18 protein-coding genes are annotated in these 17214 nt (G+C 62.7%); 8 read left to right on the top strand and 10 right to left on the bottom strand.

Features of this window, described 5'->3' with window-relative positions; genetic code table 11:
* Window positions 1-96: 96 nt before the first annotated feature.
* The 3 genes from CQ020_RS17970 to CQ020_RS17960 are packed head-to-tail and all read left to right on the top strand — an operon-like array spanning window position 97 to window position 3373.
* Window positions 97-1044 (top strand): N-acetylglucosamine kinase, encoded by a 948-nt coding sequence (locus tag CQ020_RS17970; protein WP_105693088.1) that lies wholly within the window; start codon window positions 97-99, stop codon window positions 1042-1044.
* Window positions 1019-1969, top strand: a complete 951-nt coding sequence (gene murQ / locus CQ020_RS17965; RefSeq protein ID WP_105693087.1) for an N-acetylmuramic acid 6-phosphate etherase — start codon at window positions 1019-1021, stop codon at window positions 1967-1969. The genes CQ020_RS17970 and murQ overlap by 26 nt, the downstream gene beginning before the upstream one ends.
* A gap of 51 nt (window positions 1970-2020) precedes the next feature.
* The gene (locus CQ020_RS17960) at window positions 2021-3373 is read left to right on the top strand and encodes an MFS transporter (protein WP_105693086.1); all 1353 of its coding nucleotides are present in this window, start codon (window positions 2021-2023) and stop codon (window positions 3371-3373) included.
* Between the two features lie 73 nt (window positions 3374-3446).
* Here the strand turns inward: CQ020_RS17960 and CQ020_RS17955 are convergent, their stop codons facing one another.
* Both CQ020_RS17955 and purN read right to left on the bottom strand, forming a co-directional pair.
* Window positions 3447-4382, bottom strand: coding sequence for a hypothetical protein (locus tag CQ020_RS17955; protein ID WP_105693133.1), 936 nt, complete (start codon window positions 4380-4382; stop codon window positions 3447-3449).
* Window positions 4383-4517: 135 nt separating this feature from the next.
* The gene (purN, locus tag CQ020_RS17950; RefSeq protein ID WP_105693085.1) at window positions 4518-5093 is read right to left on the bottom strand and encodes a phosphoribosylglycinamide formyltransferase; all 576 of its coding nucleotides are present in this window, start codon (window positions 5091-5093) and stop codon (window positions 4518-4520) included.
* Window positions 5094-5104: 11 nt separating this feature from the next.
* Here purN and CQ020_RS17945 point away from each other — a divergent pair, with 11 nt between their 5' ends.
* Window positions 5105-5554: a hypothetical protein gene (locus CQ020_RS17945; protein WP_105693084.1), complete on the top strand. Its 450-nt coding sequence runs from the start codon at window positions 5105-5107 to the stop codon at window positions 5552-5554.
* Window positions 5555-5606: 52 nt separating this feature from the next.
* Here the strand turns inward: CQ020_RS17945 and CQ020_RS17940 are convergent, their stop codons facing one another.
* The gene (locus CQ020_RS17940) at window positions 5607-6938 is read right to left on the bottom strand and encodes a DUF6350 family protein (RefSeq protein WP_024820008.1); all 1332 of its coding nucleotides are present in this window, start codon (window positions 6936-6938) and stop codon (window positions 5607-5609) included.
* Window positions 6939-7281: 343 nt separating this feature from the next.
* Window positions 7282-8187, bottom strand: coding sequence for a LysR family transcriptional regulator (locus CQ020_RS17935; protein WP_105693083.1), 906 nt, complete (start codon window positions 8185-8187; stop codon window positions 7282-7284).
* A gap of 175 nt (window positions 8188-8362) precedes the next feature.
* Here CQ020_RS17935 and CQ020_RS17930 point away from each other — a divergent pair, with 175 nt between their 5' ends.
* The 3 genes from CQ020_RS17930 to CQ020_RS17920 are packed head-to-tail and all read left to right on the top strand — an operon-like array spanning window position 8363 to window position 11629.
* Window positions 8363-9730, top strand: coding sequence for a nucleobase:cation symporter-2 family protein (locus tag CQ020_RS17930; protein ID WP_105693082.1), 1368 nt, complete (start codon window positions 8363-8365; stop codon window positions 9728-9730).
* A complete protein-coding gene (locus CQ020_RS24575) occupies window positions 9727-11094 on the top strand; it encodes an amidohydrolase family protein (RefSeq protein WP_105693081.1) in 1368 nt (455 codons plus the stop codon). Before CQ020_RS17930 ends, CQ020_RS24575 begins: the two co-directional genes overlap by 4 nt.
* A 28-nt stretch (window positions 11095-11122) precedes the next feature.
* Window positions 11123-11629: a nucleoside deaminase gene (locus CQ020_RS17920; protein ID WP_181151949.1), complete on the top strand. Its 507-nt coding sequence runs from the start codon at window positions 11123-11125 to the stop codon at window positions 11627-11629.
* Window positions 11630-11697: 68 nt separating this feature from the next.
* Here CQ020_RS17920 and CQ020_RS17915 read toward each other — a convergent pair whose 3' ends face one another.
* The 4 genes from CQ020_RS17915 to CQ020_RS17900 form a co-directional block, all read right to left on the bottom strand.
* Window positions 11698-12588 (bottom strand): VOC family protein, encoded by an 891-nt coding sequence (locus CQ020_RS17915; protein WP_105693079.1) that lies wholly within the window; start codon window positions 12586-12588, stop codon window positions 11698-11700.
* Between the two features lie 147 nt (window positions 12589-12735).
* Window positions 12736-13113, bottom strand: a complete 378-nt coding sequence (locus CQ020_RS17910; RefSeq protein ID WP_105693078.1) for a hypothetical protein — start codon at window positions 13111-13113, stop codon at window positions 12736-12738.
* Window positions 13110-13592, bottom strand: a complete 483-nt coding sequence (locus tag CQ020_RS17905; RefSeq protein WP_258142071.1) for a J domain-containing protein — start codon at window positions 13590-13592, stop codon at window positions 13110-13112. Before CQ020_RS17905 ends, CQ020_RS17910 begins: the two co-directional genes overlap by 4 nt.
* 166 nt (window positions 13593-13758) lie before the next feature.
* The gene (locus CQ020_RS17900) at window positions 13759-14181 is read right to left on the bottom strand and encodes an Hsp20/alpha crystallin family protein (RefSeq protein WP_105693076.1); all 423 of its coding nucleotides are present in this window, start codon (window positions 14179-14181) and stop codon (window positions 13759-13761) included.
* Between the two features lie 229 nt (window positions 14182-14410).
* Between CQ020_RS17900 and CQ020_RS17895 the strand changes: the two genes are divergently transcribed.
* Window positions 14411-14767, top strand: coding sequence for a MerR family transcriptional regulator (locus tag CQ020_RS17895; protein WP_181151946.1), 357 nt, complete (start codon window positions 14411-14413; stop codon window positions 14765-14767).
* Window positions 14768-14815: 48 nt separating this feature from the next.
* On the opposite strand, the gene CQ020_RS17890 is transcribed toward CQ020_RS17895, so the two are convergent.
* A complete protein-coding gene (locus CQ020_RS17890) occupies window positions 14816-16699 on the bottom strand; it encodes an FG-GAP-like repeat-containing protein (RefSeq protein WP_105693074.1) in 1884 nt (627 codons plus the stop codon).
* 102 nt (window positions 16700-16801) lie between these two features.
* Window positions 16802-16951: a hypothetical protein gene (locus CQ020_RS24230; RefSeq protein WP_181151941.1), complete on the bottom strand. Its 150-nt coding sequence runs from the start codon at window positions 16949-16951 to the stop codon at window positions 16802-16804.
* Between the last annotated feature and the right edge of the window lie 263 nt (window positions 16952-17214).

Raw genomic sequence — 17214 nt, 5'->3', positions numbered from 1 at the left:
GATATCGCGGGTGGTTTCGCGGGTGGTGGGGATACGGAGAGTTTATCGTGTTTCGTTGCCGCCCCGGTTTTGCGTCGTGCAACATAGGGTTGAGCCATGGAAGCCACCGAGGTTGTTCTTGTTGCCGATGTTGGGAAGAGCCGCTGCCGCGTGGAGTTGCGCAGCGGTAATGAGGTGCTGGGCGCCGCCGACCAACACGGCTTCCCCGGGGTACACGTGGACAACGGACCTACCCTCGCGTTCGAACTCCTGCTCGAAACGGTCAGCCAGTTGCCGCCCGGTCTCCCCGTCAGCACGTTGACGGGTATCGGCGCCGCGGTTGCCGGGGTTGAAGCCTCCGCCGAGAAGTCGCAGGAACTTGCCACTATGTTGTCCCAACGGTTCAGTGTCCCTGCGGCCGTCCTCTCCGACGCCACCGCCGCCCAGCTTGGCGCACTTCAAGGCGCCCCCGGCACCACGCTGATTGTGGGCACAGGCGCCGTGGCCTTCCGCTTCGACGACGCCGGCATCCTGCACCGGGCCGACGGCTGGGGTCCTTACCTTGGCGATCGCGGCAGCGGACGATGGATTGGTCAGCAGGGTCTTCAGGCAGTTCTTGAAGCGCACGACGGCGGCCCGGCCACGTCGTTGTCCGCTGCGGCCGGCGCTCTGGTCGAGTCACCCGAGATGCTGCCGGGTTGGCTTGCCGAAACAGAGAACCCCTACAGGGCCATGGCCCGATTCGCACCGCTGGTTCTGCACGCAGCGGAGGCGGGAGACGCCGTCGCGCGCCACATCATTGGCGAGGCGTGCCGCATCCTGACCCAGACCGTGAAGCTCGCGTCCGACGGCGACGAGGGCGGCGCACCCCGTGTGGCGATGCTGGGTGGAGTGGTGGGATCGGACTTCTTCGCCGCGCTCTTGCGGAAGTCACTCGCTTCGGCTGGGATTGAGGTGGTGGCCCCGCTGGGCGATGGCTTGGACGGTGCTGCCCTCGCTGCGACGCGCCGCGGGCTCCTCCAGGAAAGGTACATCCACCGTGACGGAACAAACTGGCCCGACTAACGCCGACAATCTCGCGGGCCTGCGCACGGAACTCGCCGGATTGCAGACCGAGGCCACAGCCGAGGGCTTGGAAAACCTGGACATCCTGGGGACTGAAGAGCTCGTTTCCGCGATGCTCGCCCACAGTTCAGGGGTACACGCAGCCGTTGAGGCTGCGGGTCCAGCGATTGTTCAGACGGTCGACGCCGTTGCGGAGCGGCTCCAGCGCGGTGGCCGCCTCTTGTACGTGGGAGCCGGCACGGCCGGGCGACTCGGTGTGCTGGATGCGAGCGAGTGCCCGCCGACGTTCGGCACCCCGCCGGGACTCGTCGTCGGACTCATCGCGGGCGGTGTGCAGGCGATCCAAAAACCGGTGGAGTATGCAGAAGACAACGCAACCGCCGGCGCCCGGGACCTGCACGACATCAACGTGACTGAAGCGGACGCCGTCGTCGGTATTACGGCCTCGGGCCGGACGCCATACGTGATCGGCGCGTTGGAAGAAGCCCGGAAGCGCGGTGCGTTTACGGCGTCGCTGGCGTGCAATAAGGGCTCGGCCGTGAGTCACGTGGCGGACGCCGCAATTGAGGTTGTGGTGGGTCCGGAGTTCATCGCGGGCTCCACCAGGCTGAACTCCGGCACGGCCCAGAAACTCGTCCTCAACATGATCAGCACGCTGGTGATGGTGAAGCTTGGCAAGACCTACGGGAACCTCATGGTGGACCTGCGAGCCACGAACGAGAAACTGCTGGCCCGCTCGCAACGGACGGTTCAGCACGCAACCGGCGTGTCCGCCCAGGAAGCTGCCACTGCTTTGGACTCCGTTGGCGGATCGGTGAAGGCAGCAATTTTGGTGCTCCTGACAGGCATCGAGGCTGGTCAGGCCAAGGGAGCCTTGGAGGAAGCCGGCGGTTTCCTGCGCAGGGCCATCCAGAACCAGAAGTAACCCGGACGGCGGTGCCGTGCCCAGCGCATAAAGTTGCATGCAGGAGGGCAAATGAATACATACACAGCCGTGCCCAGCGGCGAACAAGTTGTGCAGGAACTGCCATGGCGGTGGAAGGTCCAAGGACGGATTTTCCTGATCGGCGGGCTCGGGTTCATGTTCGACGCCTGGGATGTCACGCTCAATGGCATCCTGATTCCGTTGCTGTCCAAGCACTGGTCCCTGCAGCCCGCTGACGCTGCATGGATCGGGACGGCCAACCTGATCGGCATGGCTGTGGGTGCGTTCGCATGGGGAACCATTGCGGACACCATCGGCCGCAAGAAAGCCTTCACAGCCACCCTCCTCATTTTCAGCATCTTCACGGTTCTGGGTGCCTTCGCCCCGGACATCGTGTGGTTCTGCATCTTCCGTTTCATGGCCGGCTTCGGCCTGGGCGGCTGCATCCCCGTGGATTACGCGCTGGTGGGTGAGTTCACGCCTCGGAAGCAACGCGGCAAAGTGCTCACGGCCATGGACGGATGGTGGCCCATTGGCGCTGCGCTGTGCGGTTTCATTTCCGCCGGGCTGGTTGCGGCCTTTGGCGACTGGCGGCTCACCATGCTGATCATGGTGCTGCCCGCGTTGTTGGTCTTCTGGGTACGGCGCTCGGTCCCGGAGTCCCCGCTGTTCCTCATTCGGGCGGGCCGCCGCGCTGAGGCCGCCGCGGTGATTGATGGTTTGGTCGAGGCAACCGGCGCTTCGCCGCGCGCGTACAGCTTGCCCGAACCGCAGGCAGCGCCCCGGCTCTCCCCCGGCAGCGCTTGGGCCCAATTGCGGGGAATCTGGCAGTTCAACTGGAAAATCACCACCGCGGCCTGGGCTTTGTTCTTCTCTGTGCTCCTGGTCTATTACTTGTCGCTGACGTGGATGCCGCGCATTCTCATCGGTGCCGGATTCGAGGAGTACAAGGCGTTCGTCACGACGGCGAGTATGGCCGCCGTCGGACTTTTGGGCGTGGTGGTGGCAGCGCTGCTGGTGGAGCGTGTGGGCCGCAAGTGGATCCTCGCCATCACCGGTCCGCTCTCTGCTCTGACGCTGGTGATCGTGGCCTTTGTGGTGGACGTGCCCTCGGCTGCCGTGTTCTGGCTGCTGGTGTTCGGGTTCGTGGTCCAGGTGGCCATCCCGGTTCTCTATGCCTACGTCTCCGAGCTGTACCCGACCGAACTTCGCGGCTCCGGTTTCGGCTGGGCTTCCACGTTCTCCCGCCTCGGCGCAGGCTTCGGCCCCTTGGTGTTTGCCTCGTTCTTCTGGCCTGAGTTCGGGTTGGCACAGTCGTTCGCGATGGCTGGCGGGCTGGTGCTGCTGTCCGTGCTGTGGATGGCGTTCTTCGCCCCGGAAACGAAGCAGCGCGTCCTCTCCTAACCGCCCCTTGCCCTTACCCAACTGAGTAACAGCAAACGTTCTACTCAGGCCTCATTGGGTCGTTTGCTGTTACTCAGTTGGGTGACCAGCCACGTTGTTCGAGCGCCCTGCGGACTTTGGCCACCGCGGTCGTCGCGCCGGTGGACATGTGGCGCTTGGAGATCCTCACAAGAATCCATCCGGCACGACTGAAATCCTCCTCGCGGGCGATGTCCCTCACGATCTGCTCCGGATCCGAATGCGCCTCACCTTCATATTCAACGGCAACGCGCTGCTCGCGATAGGCCAGGTCCGGTTGACGCACGACGCCGGGACTCAGTTCCGTGCGTACGTTGACTTCCGCTGTGGGCAGGCCAGCCCACTTGAGCGCCAGCCTGAGCCTGGTCTCGGGGGCGGAATCAGCACCCACGCAAGCTTGCTCCAACGCGAGACGGGCCTTGCGAATACCCGGTGTCCCCCAGTGTCGGTCCAGCATTTCTTCGAGCTCATCCATCGTGCAGTACGGCGAGCTGCGTCCCTCGAATTCCGGCCTGGGTATACGCAGCAAATGGTCAGCCACGACGGTGATCTCGTCGATGTCCATCTTCCGGGCACAGTCCAGCCACGTCCTTGCCCGGCTGGTGATAATCAGGCCATTGAGCGTGGTGATTTCGTCCTCAAAGAACTGACCCCGATGCCCGATGACGCCCCGCCGGCGCGGGATGCCTACCGTGTAGGGCCGCGAAATGTGAATCCCAGGCTCATTGCTGCGTGGGAGGAACCCGGGAAACCCCCAAAGAAGGAAGGCGGTTGCATGGGAAGCCGCGGAGAACGGCGTGACCAACGTTAGGGGTCTGGCCCGATCAGTCAACGGCAGCTCATCAGGGGAGCCGGGTAAGAATATCTGGCGGCTTGGTGAGTCCAGATCCCGGTAACGCAGGCGCCCAACTGTCACTCCGGCGTCGAGCGCTTCCTGCCTGGTAAAGGGTCTCGATGTGAGGTCTGCCGGCAGCGGCTGCGGGATCTTCATCAGCCTATGCTGGCAAATGTACCGGGAGCGTGCAGCGTTATCCACAGCCATACGCCCCTCGCGCCCAACTGAGTAACAGCAAACGTTCTACTCAGGCCTCATTGGGACGTTTGCTGTTGCTCAGTTGGGTACGGGCTACTTGGGTGAGGGGGCGGCGGCGAGGTCTGCGAGGGTCTGGACCAGCAGGCGGCGCTCCACTACCTTGATGCGCTCGTGCAGGGATTCTTCGGAGTCCTCGGGAAGAATACTCACGGCTTCCTGGGCAATGATCGGGCCCGTGTCCACGCCGGCGTCGGCCCAGTGAACGGTGCAGCCGGTGACCTTCACGCCGTACGCGATTGCGTCGCGCACACCGTGGGCGCCGGGGAAGGATGGGAGCAGCGCGGGGTGGGTGTTGACGTACTTGCCGCCGAAGGCATCAATGAAGTCGGAGCTGACGATCCTCATGAAACCGGAGGAAACCACCACATCCGGCTGGTAAGACAGGACTTTGTCCCGCAGGGCGGTATCCCACTCGGTGCGGGTTTCGAACGAGTTGAAGTTCACCACGAACGTCTCAATACCGGCCTCGTCAGAGCGCTCCACACCGTAGGTATCGGGCCGGTCGGCGCCCACAGCGGCGATCTCGACATCCAGTTCACCCGACTTCACGGCGTCGATGACTGCCTGAAGATTTGAACCGGTTCCGGAGACGAGGACAACAATGCGCATTGCACTAGCTTATGGGCGGCTCGCGTAGGCTGGAAAACATGAATCCCGACGTCGGTTCCAAGCCGAACCAACAACCCCGCTCCGAGGCCGAGAAAGCCACCCTCGGCGTGAGCCAGAACCTCTTCCGCGCATTCCTCTTGGCGGCTTTGGGTGCGTTCTTCGTGTTCTCCCTGAACGTGGACTACGTGTGGTTGAGCGCCATCCTGACGCTCGCAGCGTTGGTGTTGGGCATCGTCGTGTTGGTACGGACGCTGAAGCACAAGCATCCGAAACTGATGCTGTTCGGGACAATTTCCGGCCTGGTCGTCACGGCCGTCATGTGCCTCTTGATCCTGACATCCGCGCTTTTCTTCAACCAAGTCAGCACGTACCAGGACTGCTCACGCGGGGCGCTCACGGAATCCGCCAAGACACAGTGCCTCACCCAGCTCGAGAACTCGATGCCGGGGCCGTTGCGGTAAACCACCCGCGGTAGCTTTTCCGGGGAACCCCAGCGCTACTGAGCGAACCCGCTCAGGCGTGTTCGTCGTCGTACGCTGCTTCGTCCAGGTTCGCCTCGCGCAGCTTCTGGCGGCGTTCCAGCCACGGTCCCACGGCGTAGCCAATCACGACGCCGATGCCCACTTCGGCGGCCAGCCAGACTGCCATCCACAACGGGTGGGGGCCGATTTCCGTGAGCCGTCCAACGCCTGCTGAACCGCGCGCGATCCACGCCAACGCCCCACCCAGGAGCCCCGCGACGGCGCCAATAAACGCGCCCAGGAACAAGGTGGAAACGGTGGCAGTGAACCATCGGGCTTTGATCTTGATGGACAGCCACTCGTCAAAGTGGTTCTCGCCTTCGCGCAGGAACCACCAACCCGCCAGAATCCCGGCGACCACCGGCAGCGCGAGGGCCATGGCCCCGGCGTCGAACTGCCCGGCAGGAAGGGCACCAAGAACCGGGACGGCCGGAAGAGGCCCGACGGCGGTGCCCAGCGGACCCGCTGTTGAGCCGACGCCGAGCGAGAAGCCTGCGCCGGTGGACCAGGACAACGCGAAAATGACGAGGTTCGGAAGGAACCCTAGCTGCGCGATGGTGAGCACGGCACCTCCCAAGGCACCAGCTTTCAGTCCCTCATAGACGGCGATTATGTCCGTCCAATGCCACACGATAGTCACGGCCAGGAGCAGTGCGGCCAGGCAAACAGCGGCCATGGCAGCTACAAATCCTGCCTTCAACGCCGAGCCTACATAGGAGCCGGCCCAGCGGGAATGCTGGCTGGTCTTGGCGAGCCAGGCCACCGCGTCGACGCCGATCAGCCGGCTCCACGAGCCTGCCTCACGCCGGGCGCCCACGATCATGCCGAGGCCGAAGGAGATCAGCGGAATGGTCATGGCGAACCAAAGATTGATGATGACTTCCGGTGTTCGGCACACGAATCCTGTGGCCGTCCCGAACGCCGCGTACACCACGAACGCGCCAAGGAACGCCTGCCACAGCTGATCGGTGTACGACGCCCGTGCAAGTCGACGGCCTGCCCGCCATGCGAGCAGGAACGGAATGAGTGTCAGGCCAAGGGGAATAAGCGACAGTAGCCCCGAACCCGGTTGGGCCGCGGTACCGATGTTCACGTGCGCCAGCTCCAACGGAACACCATGGATCAGCAGCCAGGCCTGGCCCGCCAATCGCGCCAAGGAGTCCACGTTCCGGTCCTGGAACCCGTCGGTGGCCCACACCCCCACCAACGGAAGGATCACCACAATGGCGGAAATAAACGCTGCCTGAGCCGCTTCCAAACCACCCTGTAGCCAAAGGGGCATCGGGAGGCCACGGTTTCCGGTCTGATCAGCGCGCAGTTTCATCGTGATCTATCGTGCCACGGTACGCCGCGCTCCCCCGGCAGGCTCCCCTGAAATACCGCGAATTCCAGCGCTTTTTCCCAAGGGCCGCCGTAAAATGGGAGGTGTTCTCCCTGGGACGGAGCCCTCAATCACCAACCTCAGCTCCTCCCCGCCCTGCACAGACTTTGAAAGGCCCGGAAACAATCGAAGCCGGGAACTAGGAGCGGCCAATGAATAGGTGTCACAACTCATAGCAGAAAGTCGTACTAGCAGCTGGTGCAGCCGCCGTGGGATTCGTTCCCTAGGCTGCACCAGCCTTCTTTTTGCCACCTCCCCGGCGCCCGCGCCTCGCCGGGGCGACGTGTCAGACGCTTGAGGTCGGCCTCTCCGACACAACGTGAGAGGCCAAACGGTTGCGTAACCACAGCTCCGGTTCCGTCGGCCTCCGCTCCAGGGAGTAGAGCAGGTCCACACCTACCAGCCAGTCAGTGTGCTGGTAGGCCTCAAGCCGGAGCTCCACCAGTTCCCCGCTGGCCAGCTCTTGTAGAATGAACTGCCGCGGAACGGTCCCCCATCCCAGGCCAGCCCGTGTGAGTTCCACCAGCGGGCCGTAGTCAAAGATCTGCCAAACCTGGGCATTTCGCAGGTACTCACCGGTTGGGTGGACATTGGCCTGATCGGCGTAGACCAAGCGCCGGTGCTCCCTGAGGTCCTCGAATTTGACCAGTTCGCGTCGTGCCAACGGGTGGTCCTTGTGGGCCACATGGACCAGGATCAGGTTGCCCAAGCGTCGGAAGTCGAGCGATCGTGGGTAGTTGGGCAGGGTAAAGCACACGCCCATGGCCGTGGACCCGGAGAGAACATAGTCGCTGATCGGACGCTGGTCGGCGGGATTCTGCACCACGAGGTTGACGTGGGGGAACCGTGCCCCGAACTCCTTCAGCGGTTCCGAAATCATCCTGAGCGGAATGTTGACGCTGATGGTCATCGTGTGGGCAGTCCCGGTGGCGAAGGCATCCGCCTGAAGTTCAAATGCCCGGGCTCGTTCAATCACCGTGCGGGCATCCAATACCAAGCGCTGCCCTGCTTCGGTGATGGTTGGGATACGGGTGGTTCGATCAAAGAGATCCACTCCGATCTCAATTTCCAGTTGGGCGATGGCTCCCGATAGGGAGGACTGGGACCTGTTGAGCCTGCGTGCAGCCGCAGAAAACGACCCCGCCTCGCAGACAGTGACGAACGCTTCCAAGCGATCCAGGGAGATGTTCACACGCGTCCTCTTCTATCGGCAAAACCGATGATAACCAGCTTGGCTCATCGGGAATATCGCAACTACGCTCCCCAGTATGACGCAGCCCACACCCGTTGATCACGGCGCACAAGCTGCGAATACCCCCAATCACCCCGCACTTCAGCTGCACTGCACTCCCATTGAAGGAGTTTCCATGTTGTCTAAGGCAATCCCCAATCGCCGTCCGGAGGACGAAAAGCTCAGTTTCGGACGCACACTGCTTTACGGTCTGCAGCACATGCTCACCATGTACGGCAGCCTCATCGCCACGCCATTGGTCATCGCCGGCGCGGCCGGGCTATCCCCGGCTGAGAGCGGCTCCCTCATCACGGCATCCCTGCTCATGGGAGGCATCGCCACGCTCATTCAGTCGCTGGGTATCCCCTTCTTCGGTTCTCAACTGCCCCTGGTTCAAGGCGTTTCGTTTGCCGGCGTGGCCACCATGATCGCCATCATCAACGGCGGGGGTGGGCTTCCCGAAATTTTCGGAGCTGTCATTGTCGCCTCCGCAATCGGACTGGTGGTGGCACCGTTCTTCGCGCAAGTTGTCCGCTTCTTTCCACCAGTGGTCACGGGGACGGTCATCACCACCATCGGGCTCACCCTCATGCCGGTCGCGGCTAACTGGGCCATGGGAGGCAACCCGCAAAGCATCGACTACGGTTCCGTAGACAACATCGGGCTTGCCGGATTCACACTCCTTATTGTGTTGCTCCTATCCAAAGCCGGAACAGGCATTATCTCCCGTCTATCCATCCTCCTGGCGATGGTTCTGGGCACCATCGTCGCTCTGATATTGGGCAAGACTGACTTCTCCGGCGTCGGCGATGGACCAGCATTCGCCTTTCCCATGCCCTTCGCTTTCGGTGCACCCGTGTTCGACATCGCAGGCATCGTCGCGATGCTCATCGTCGTGTTGGTTACCCTGACGGAAACCACGGCGGACATCCTCGCGGTGGGCCAGATCGTTGACACGAAAATCGACCGCAAGCGCATCGCCGACGGCTTGCGGGCAGATATGGCCTCGTCCATCATTTCGCCGATCTTCGGCTCGTTCACGCAGACAGCATTTGCCCAAAATGTTGGGCTCGTTGCCATTACAGGCATCAAGTCCCGGTATGCGGTTGCCGCCAGCGGTGGCCTTCTGGTGGTCCTCGGCCTGCTCCCCGTGCTGGGTCGCGTCGTGGCTGCCGTTCCGACGCCGGTGATTGGCGGAGCCGCTGTGGTTCTTTTTGGCACCATCGTTGCAGCGGGCATCCGCACGCTCGGCAAGGTGGACTACTCCAATTCTGTGAACTTCATCGTGGTGGCCGCATCCATCGGATTCGGCATGATCCCTATCGTGTCGCCCGGGTTCTACGACCAGTTCCCGGGATGGTTTGCCATCATCTTCGGCTCCGGCATCAGCTCTGCCGCGATCCTGGCGATTGCCCTCAACATTCTTTTCAACCACATCAACATCGGAACGCCTTCACGCAGCGCCTTGCTGAAACCCACTGGCGAGAAATTGGAGAAATCATGAAGACCACCATCTACACGTCCGACGCCGTTCTAACGATGAACGCGAGCCGCGACGTCGTCCCTTCAGGTGCGATCGCCGTTCGAGGCCAGACCATCCACAGCGTGGGTCCTGCGCAAGACCTCATCTCTGCCGCCCCGGAGGCCGATGTAGTTGACCTGACCGGGCACGTGCTGATGCCAGGCCTCGTCAATTCCCACCATCACTCTGGCGTTCTTCGGGGAACAGCTGAACACCTCCCCGTCTGGGAATGGCTGCGCCTCCACATTGACCCCATGCATAGAGTGCTCCGGCCGGATGAGGCTGAGGCTGCTGCCTGGCTTTGCTACGCCGAAGGTCTTCTCGCCGGGACCACCACGGTGATCGATATGTGGCGATACATGGATGGCAGCGCACGGGCCGCTTCTGCGCTCGGCAACCGTCTGGTCAGTGTGAACTACGTGGGCGCTCATCCAGATCACAACTACTTCGACACCTTGGACGACAACGAGCGCATGCTGCGCGAGTGGTCTGGCGCAGCCGGGGGACGAATCACGCCGTGGGTGGGTCTTGAACATCTCTTTTATGCGGATGCGGAGGGCCGCTCGCGTGCCATGCAGCTTGCCAGCGAATACGACACCGGCATCTACATGCACTGCTCTGAGTCGCAAGTGGAGTTGCAACAATGGCAGAACGAGTTTGGCCTGCGCCCCATGATGGCCCTGGAAAAACTTGGCTTCTTCGACGTTCCGCGCACCATCATCGCCCACGCTGTGTGGCTCGATAACGAAGAAGTAAGCCTCATCGCAGATAGAGGGGTGGGCGTCTCGCACAACCCTGTCAGCAACATGAAGCTCGCCAGCGGGATGGCGCCCGTGGCCGAGATGCTCGCGGCCGGGGTCAACGTGGGCATCGGCACGGATGGGGAGAAGGAAAACAACAACCTGGACATGTTCGAGGAAATGAAAGTGGCGTCACTCTTGGGAAAACTGCGTGCCATGGACGCCGCGGCAATGGACTCCTGGACCGTGCTGGAAATGGCTACCATGGGCGGTGCTCGGGCAATCGGGCAGGCCGATCGGATCGGCTCCCTCGAATCCGGAAAGCAAGCAGACTTCATCGCCGTGCGCACAGGAACCCCGCGGACCACCCCGTTCATCACCGAAGGACAGTACGCCAACGTCCATCACAACCTTGTCCACGCAGTCCGCGGCAGCGACGTCAGCACTACCGTAGTGGCCGGTGACGTGGTGGTTCGCGATGGCCGTTTGTGCAACGCTGACCTCAGCGAAATCATTGACCGTGCTGCGGCAACCGTGCCCGGGCTGTTTGCGCGGCGCAGTGAGTATCTTGACCGCATCGGCGAGCCCCACGGCCTCTTCGTCTAACCCGCCATCGATAGGAAAAGGTTTAGTAGTGACAAGCACTGAGAACGTCGATTCTGCCATCCCGGAACAGGACTTGGACTTCCTGCGTCTGGCCATCAATCTGTCCCACCAAGTCAAAGCCGAAGGGCGGCACCCTTTCGGTGCCGTGGTGGTGGACGAGCATGGCACGGTGGTCAGCTCGAAAGGAAACAACTCCATGCCGCCGGAAGGCGACCCCACGCAGCACGCCGAACTCAGGGCCGCGGCGGAAGCCTTCAGGCAGCTCAGCCCGGACCAGCTGGAGAGAGCAACGCTGTACACAAGCGCAGAACCCTGTGCCATGTGCGCTGGCGCGGTCTACTGGACGGGGATCGGGCGTGTGGTCTACGGCCTCAGCGAGGAATCACTGCTGGGCATTACAGGGAACAATCCCGAAAACCCCACGCTTTCCCTCCCCTGCCGCGAGGTTTTTAGTCGCGGCCAACGCCACATCTCCGTGGTGGGCCCTCTCTTGGAGGACGAGGCCGCCGCTCCTCACAGGGATTTCTGGAAGTAGGTTCGGGCGCAAACCTCCGCTCCGAGGGGCTGGCTCTCGGCACTTTGAGGCCTTCTTACCGCCGTGAGCTAACCCCTCGCGAAGAAATCCACGCCCGACACGTACTCCATCGCTTTCACGAACTTTGGATCGCCGGCTCGGGCGTAGGCCTCTTCCTCAGAGAGTTCGGCCACCCGGCAATGGATCCACCAGAGATTTCCCAACGGATCGCGAACCCGGCCCACTTCTTCGCCCCAGAACATCTCCGTCATGTCAGTGACCGGGGTGGCACCGGCGGCGAGCGCGGCAGCGAAGGTGGCATCGCCGTCGTCGACGTACACGCGGAGGAAGGCAGGCGTCGGCGGCCAGCCGGGGCGGGAATCGAAAGCGAGGATGTTCGAGTCACCGATCCTCGCCTCCGCATAACCAATCGAAGCGTCGTCCAGGGGCACGCGGAGCGCTTCCTGAGCAGAGAAAGCGGCAGTGATGAAGTGGAGGAACTCGGGCGTGCTGCTGGTGATGATCCAGGGTTCAACGGAACGATATCCGGCGGTAATGTGGCTGACTCTGCCGGAGACGTCTTCCACGTGCGACATGATCCACCAGATGTTCCCCAACGGGTCTTGGATGCACGCTCCCCGATCACCCCAGGCGCTGTTGTCGGGGACCGAAACCGTGGTGGCACCCGCGGCAAGGGCGGCGCGGAAGGCGGCATCGGCGTCGTGCGTGTAGAGGCGGAGGTACGACGGCGTTGCGGGCCAATGTGGTCGGCTGTCGAACGCGAGGACTACTGAGTCGCCGATCCGCGCTTCAGCGTGCCCTATAGAACCATCCGCACCCACAACGCGGTCAATCTCCTCCGCGCCGAACGCTGCTGTGATGAATTCGAAGAGGGCGTTGGTGTCCCGGGTGATGAGCCAGGGGCTGACGCTTGAGTAGCCGGTAGGGACGGTGGTGATGGTGGGGTCTGCCGCAGTCATGACTGTGTCCTCTTCGTCGGGTTCCTTGGCTTCAGACTACGGCTGAATGCGGTCAGGAATGGTCCGCTTTGGACTTCCATCGAGGGGTGAGATCTCGGCACTTTAGACCGCTCTTTCAGCCGAGACCTAACCCCTCAGGCACGCCCCTCAAAGCTGTGGCCCGTAAATGAACTCCTTGGCGTGATTGACGGCCTTCTTGAAAGCGTCGTTGCGGAGGGTCACCTGCTCGCGGCTGGCTTCCCCGCGGGGTTCCAGGAACGTGGTTGGCCCTGGGCGGAGCATCCAGATGTCCCCAGCCGGCGGTAGGTAGAAGACGCCGAAGGAGCGGTGCTCAGGATCATCCGTCCAGATGGGGACCACAGCCACGGCAGCACCCGTATCCGGGTTGATCCACTGGGCGCGGGGCATGGGTTGTTCGTGGACTTCGGGGTCCAGGAACGGAGCCGTCCCTCTCCCCCAGCGTTTCTCGAACCGTTCGTAGAACGCGGGAATGATATGGCCGTCGTAGGGACGCCAAGCGCTCATGGATTACTCCTCGGTGATCTCAGATTGCGGGGTGAAGGTTCCCATTGGGGTGGCCCGAACGAAAGCGGTGACCGCTCACGATGCGGAGCCGTGGAGGCGGAGGTGGAGCCGGACCGGTGGAAGCGCACTTTCACCGCCGTTCCGCCCGATCTGCCAGGCGATGCACCCGTACCGCCAAGCATTCGCCGCGCACGATCGTAAGCCGCCCGCTTTCCTGGGTCCGACAAAACGACGTACGCCTGCATGATCGCGTGCAACTCCTGGAGGTCGGCGGCGGAGGTGGTGTCGCCGTCGTCGACCCTTTGGTGTGTGTCCGGGTGGTGCGTCCGAAGCAGCGTGCGGTAGGCGCGGGTGATCTCTCGGGCGGTCGCGTCCGGCGACACGTGAAGGGTGGCGTAATGGTCGGGTTGGGTGCTCACTGCTGGTTCCGGTTCCTGCTGCGGATTCGGGGATGGCCCCCGGCGTGAACCGGGGGCCATCATTCGGGAGACGACGGGCGGGGGTCGCTTACCTGTGCGCTAAAAAACGCGGTGACGTGGCGCGAAGCCTGCGCCCAACTATTCCGATGCGGCCGCCTCCGTTGTTCCCGGCTGGCGCCCCGTCGGTTGGCCACCTCGGGTGAGCCTTCCGGCGGGTCTGGCGGGTTTAGGCGTTGATTTCCTGCCTCTGCCCGTTGGACTGGATCTCGATGCGCCGCGGCTTGGCCTTCTCGGCAACGGGGATGCGGAGTGTGAGCACCCCGGCGTCGTAGCTGGCCTGGACGCCGTCGGTATCCAGGGTGTCGCCGAGGATGAGCTGGCGGCTGAAGATGCCCTGAGGGCGCTCGGCGGCGATCATCTCGGTGTCCTCCCCCGCGGGCGACTTGCGTTCGGCCTTGACCGTGAGGACGTTGCGTTCGACGTCCAGGTCAACGGTTTGCGGATCCACCCCCGGCAGATCGAAGGCAACAACGAATTGTCCGTCCTCCTGCCACGCATCCATCGGCATTCCGGCCGGGCGTGCTGTTGTGCCAAAAACCTGTTGTGCGAGCCTGTCGAATTCGCGGAACGGGTCAGTGCGCATCAGCATTGGTTCTCACTCCTTTGATCTTGATGCTGATTCTGTTGTTCGTACCAGCCTGCTGGATCTGTGTTGGCTGGTATAGATTTTTTATAGCACTGGTGAGAGAGTGGGTGCAAGTAGTTTTTCGGGAGATTTTGGAGAGGTTTGCATGGCGGGTTCGGACGGCGGGACTACCGCTGAAGAGTACGACGGCGGCACGGTCGCCTCGGGCGGCGACGGCAGCTCTGGCGCGGGCCTGGGCGCGCGCGGCGTCTACGCGATCTCGGTGGCTGCTGAGCTCGTTGGCACTGGGCAGCAGAACATCCGGCAGTACGAGCGCAAAGGCCTGCTCACTCCAGACAGGACCGACGGCGGCACTCGGCGCTACAGCGACAGCGACCTTGCGACGCTGCGAAGGATCGGGGTGTTGCTGGACGAGGGGCTCAACCTGGCCGGGGTGAAACTGGTGCTGGAGCTGGAGGCTGAGAACCGGGGGCTGACGGAGGACAACCGGGGACTCAGTGAGGACAATAGGGGGCTGCGGGAGGACAACCGGGGGTTGCGGGAGGATTTGAAGCGGGCACGGGGTGGGGTTAAACCCTCCGGTACCTGAAGCGTGCACTTATCAGCTAACCCGGCCATGTGCATGATCAGCCACCGCCTAAACCATCGCCGTCATCCCGCCCCACCCCGTGCCAACGCGGGAGGGCGTAGGCCACGCCGCTCCCCCGCTGCCGGCGTACAACCAAAGCTCGCCAGCAGCGTTCCGGGCGAGGATGTCTGCGCGCCCGTCGCCGTCGAAGTCGCCCGGTCCAATGAAGGAGTTCATGACGTTCCAGCCCTGGCCGATGACTCGCTGTGGCAGCCAGCCCCCTGAGCCGTCGCCTGGGTAGAGCCACAGCACTCCGGCGGAGTCCCGGGCAGCAATGTCCGGAGTACCGTCGCTGTTGAAGTCGCCGACGCCCGTCATCTCGGACATTGTGTTCCAGCCGGTTCCCACCTGAATAGCAGGCAACCAGCCGCCGGAACCGTTACCGCGATATATCCACAACACTCCCGAGACCGTCTGGGCTGCGACATCCACGAAGGTATCGCCGTCGAAATCCCCTACCGACTCGATCGCGTTCATTCCAGCCCAGCCCGTGCCCACCTGAACACGGGGCAGCCAACCGCTGGAACCGTTGCCCGGGTACAGCCACAACAGACCGCCTCCATCACGGGCCAGCACATCGGGGTTCCCGTCGCCGTTGAAATCTCCAGGGGCAACAAGGGCTGTCATGACATTCCAGCCCTGACCCACCTGAGCACGGGTGAGCCATCCACCCGATCCATCGCCCGAGTAGAGCCATAGCACGCCAGAGGTCTCCCGAGCCAATAGGTCGGTGTAGCCATCACCGTTGAAGTCGTTTTTGACGGGCTGCTCTACTGTCCCGTCGATTATCCGCACAGACGCGGTGCCGTAGCTGACCACATACGCCTTGTTGGTGGAGGTGTTCACAGCGGCGGCTACTGGTTCGCTACCCGTGTAAACGGCGTAGCTGCTGTCACTCTGCCCGTCGATGACAAGAGTGCCACCACCGCTTGTGGGAGCGTGGGCCTTGTTGCTCACCGGATTCACTGCGATCTCATTGACAGGCGTGGCGGTGCCGATGGTGGTGATTTCCGTGAAAGACGCTCCGTCGATGATCCTGACAAAGCCGTCCTCGTAGTCGTCGTCAGCAGCAACGTAGACCTTGTTGGACGCCGTGTTCACGGCCAGGTTCTCCACTTTCCTGGAGGATTCGATTCTTCCCGTAATCTTGTCAGTCGCGTCATCCCACGCGTAGATGTAGGCTCCGTACCGGCCTAATGTCGTGTAGTAGATCTTGTTCGTCACCTCGTTTACAGCAAGCGCGCGAACGAAGCCAGCGCCGATGATGACTTCATCGATTACCGTGCCGCTGGTGTCCAGTACCCGAATTGTCCCACCGGAAAGAACGTAAACCTTGCCGGTCACGGGATTCACAACAATGTCCTGGGCACTCCTGAGCAGTGCCACGGAAGTCGTGGTGTTCGTGGCTCCATCGATGATCGTGACGCCGGTTTCGACCCCCACATAGATTTTGTTGTTCGTTTCGTTCACAGCCACGACGCCCGGCCCCGTGCCCACGGGAACGGATGTGACCGCCCCGGTGACCCCGTCAACAACAGCGACGGACCCGCCAATCTCGCTGACGTAGATCTTGTTTGTCACCGAGTTCACGGCAACATCCACGGGTATGTCACCGGAATACAAGGTGCCTGCACCTGTGACTCCGTTGATGACCGAGACGCCTTCGGCCGAGGCAACGTACGCCTTGTTTGTCACGGCGTTCACGGCAATGGCACCGGGTTTGTCGCCTACAGGAACAACGTGCGTCACCGCATCAGCAACGGCAGGCGACACGGTGGGAGCCAAGGTGCCCAACAACAGCGCCAACGCCATGCCGACGACGGCTGACCGCGCCGCTGCCCGGCGCCGTCGCCGTGATCCAAACGCGCGCGAACCATCCCCAGCAGCAAACATGGCAAGACCCCCCAGAAGTCATGACGCCCCAGTGCGTCGGTGAGCCAGAGTCTACGCTCGCGCCAAGACAAACTGGAGCCATCCCCGGAAAGAGCTCCGTCCTCAGAGGATCGCGATCATGGCGTTCCAGCCGGTCCGGGCCTTGCTACCGGAAGGCCAGCGAGGAGTACCGTTCCCCGCATACAGCCGCAAGTCGCCGGCAGAGTCCCTGGCCATGATGTCCATCTTGCCCGAGCCATGGAAGCTCATCATCCGTGGCGACGTACACCATGTTCGCCACAGGGTTCACCGCCATGGCCCGCGGGGCCGTCCCAACCCTCAGGTTATACGTGGTGATGTCCGCCTCTGCAGGCGATCCGAGCAGAAGCGAAGGTGCCATTGCGTCCGCATCTGCCCAGACCGCCGTCGTCCATTTTCTTCCCGGGCTGAAAACGCCGGTCACGCCTGCGCTACCCCGAACTGCACCCACTAGACCCCCAACATCAAGAACGCCCGAGTGTTACGACGTCGCCCGG

Source organism: Arthrobacter sp. MYb23, from assembly GCF_002979775.1.
GTDB lineage: Bacteria > Actinomycetota > Actinomycetes > Actinomycetales > Micrococcaceae > Arthrobacter.
This window is presented reverse-complemented; position numbering and strand designations above follow the sequence as displayed.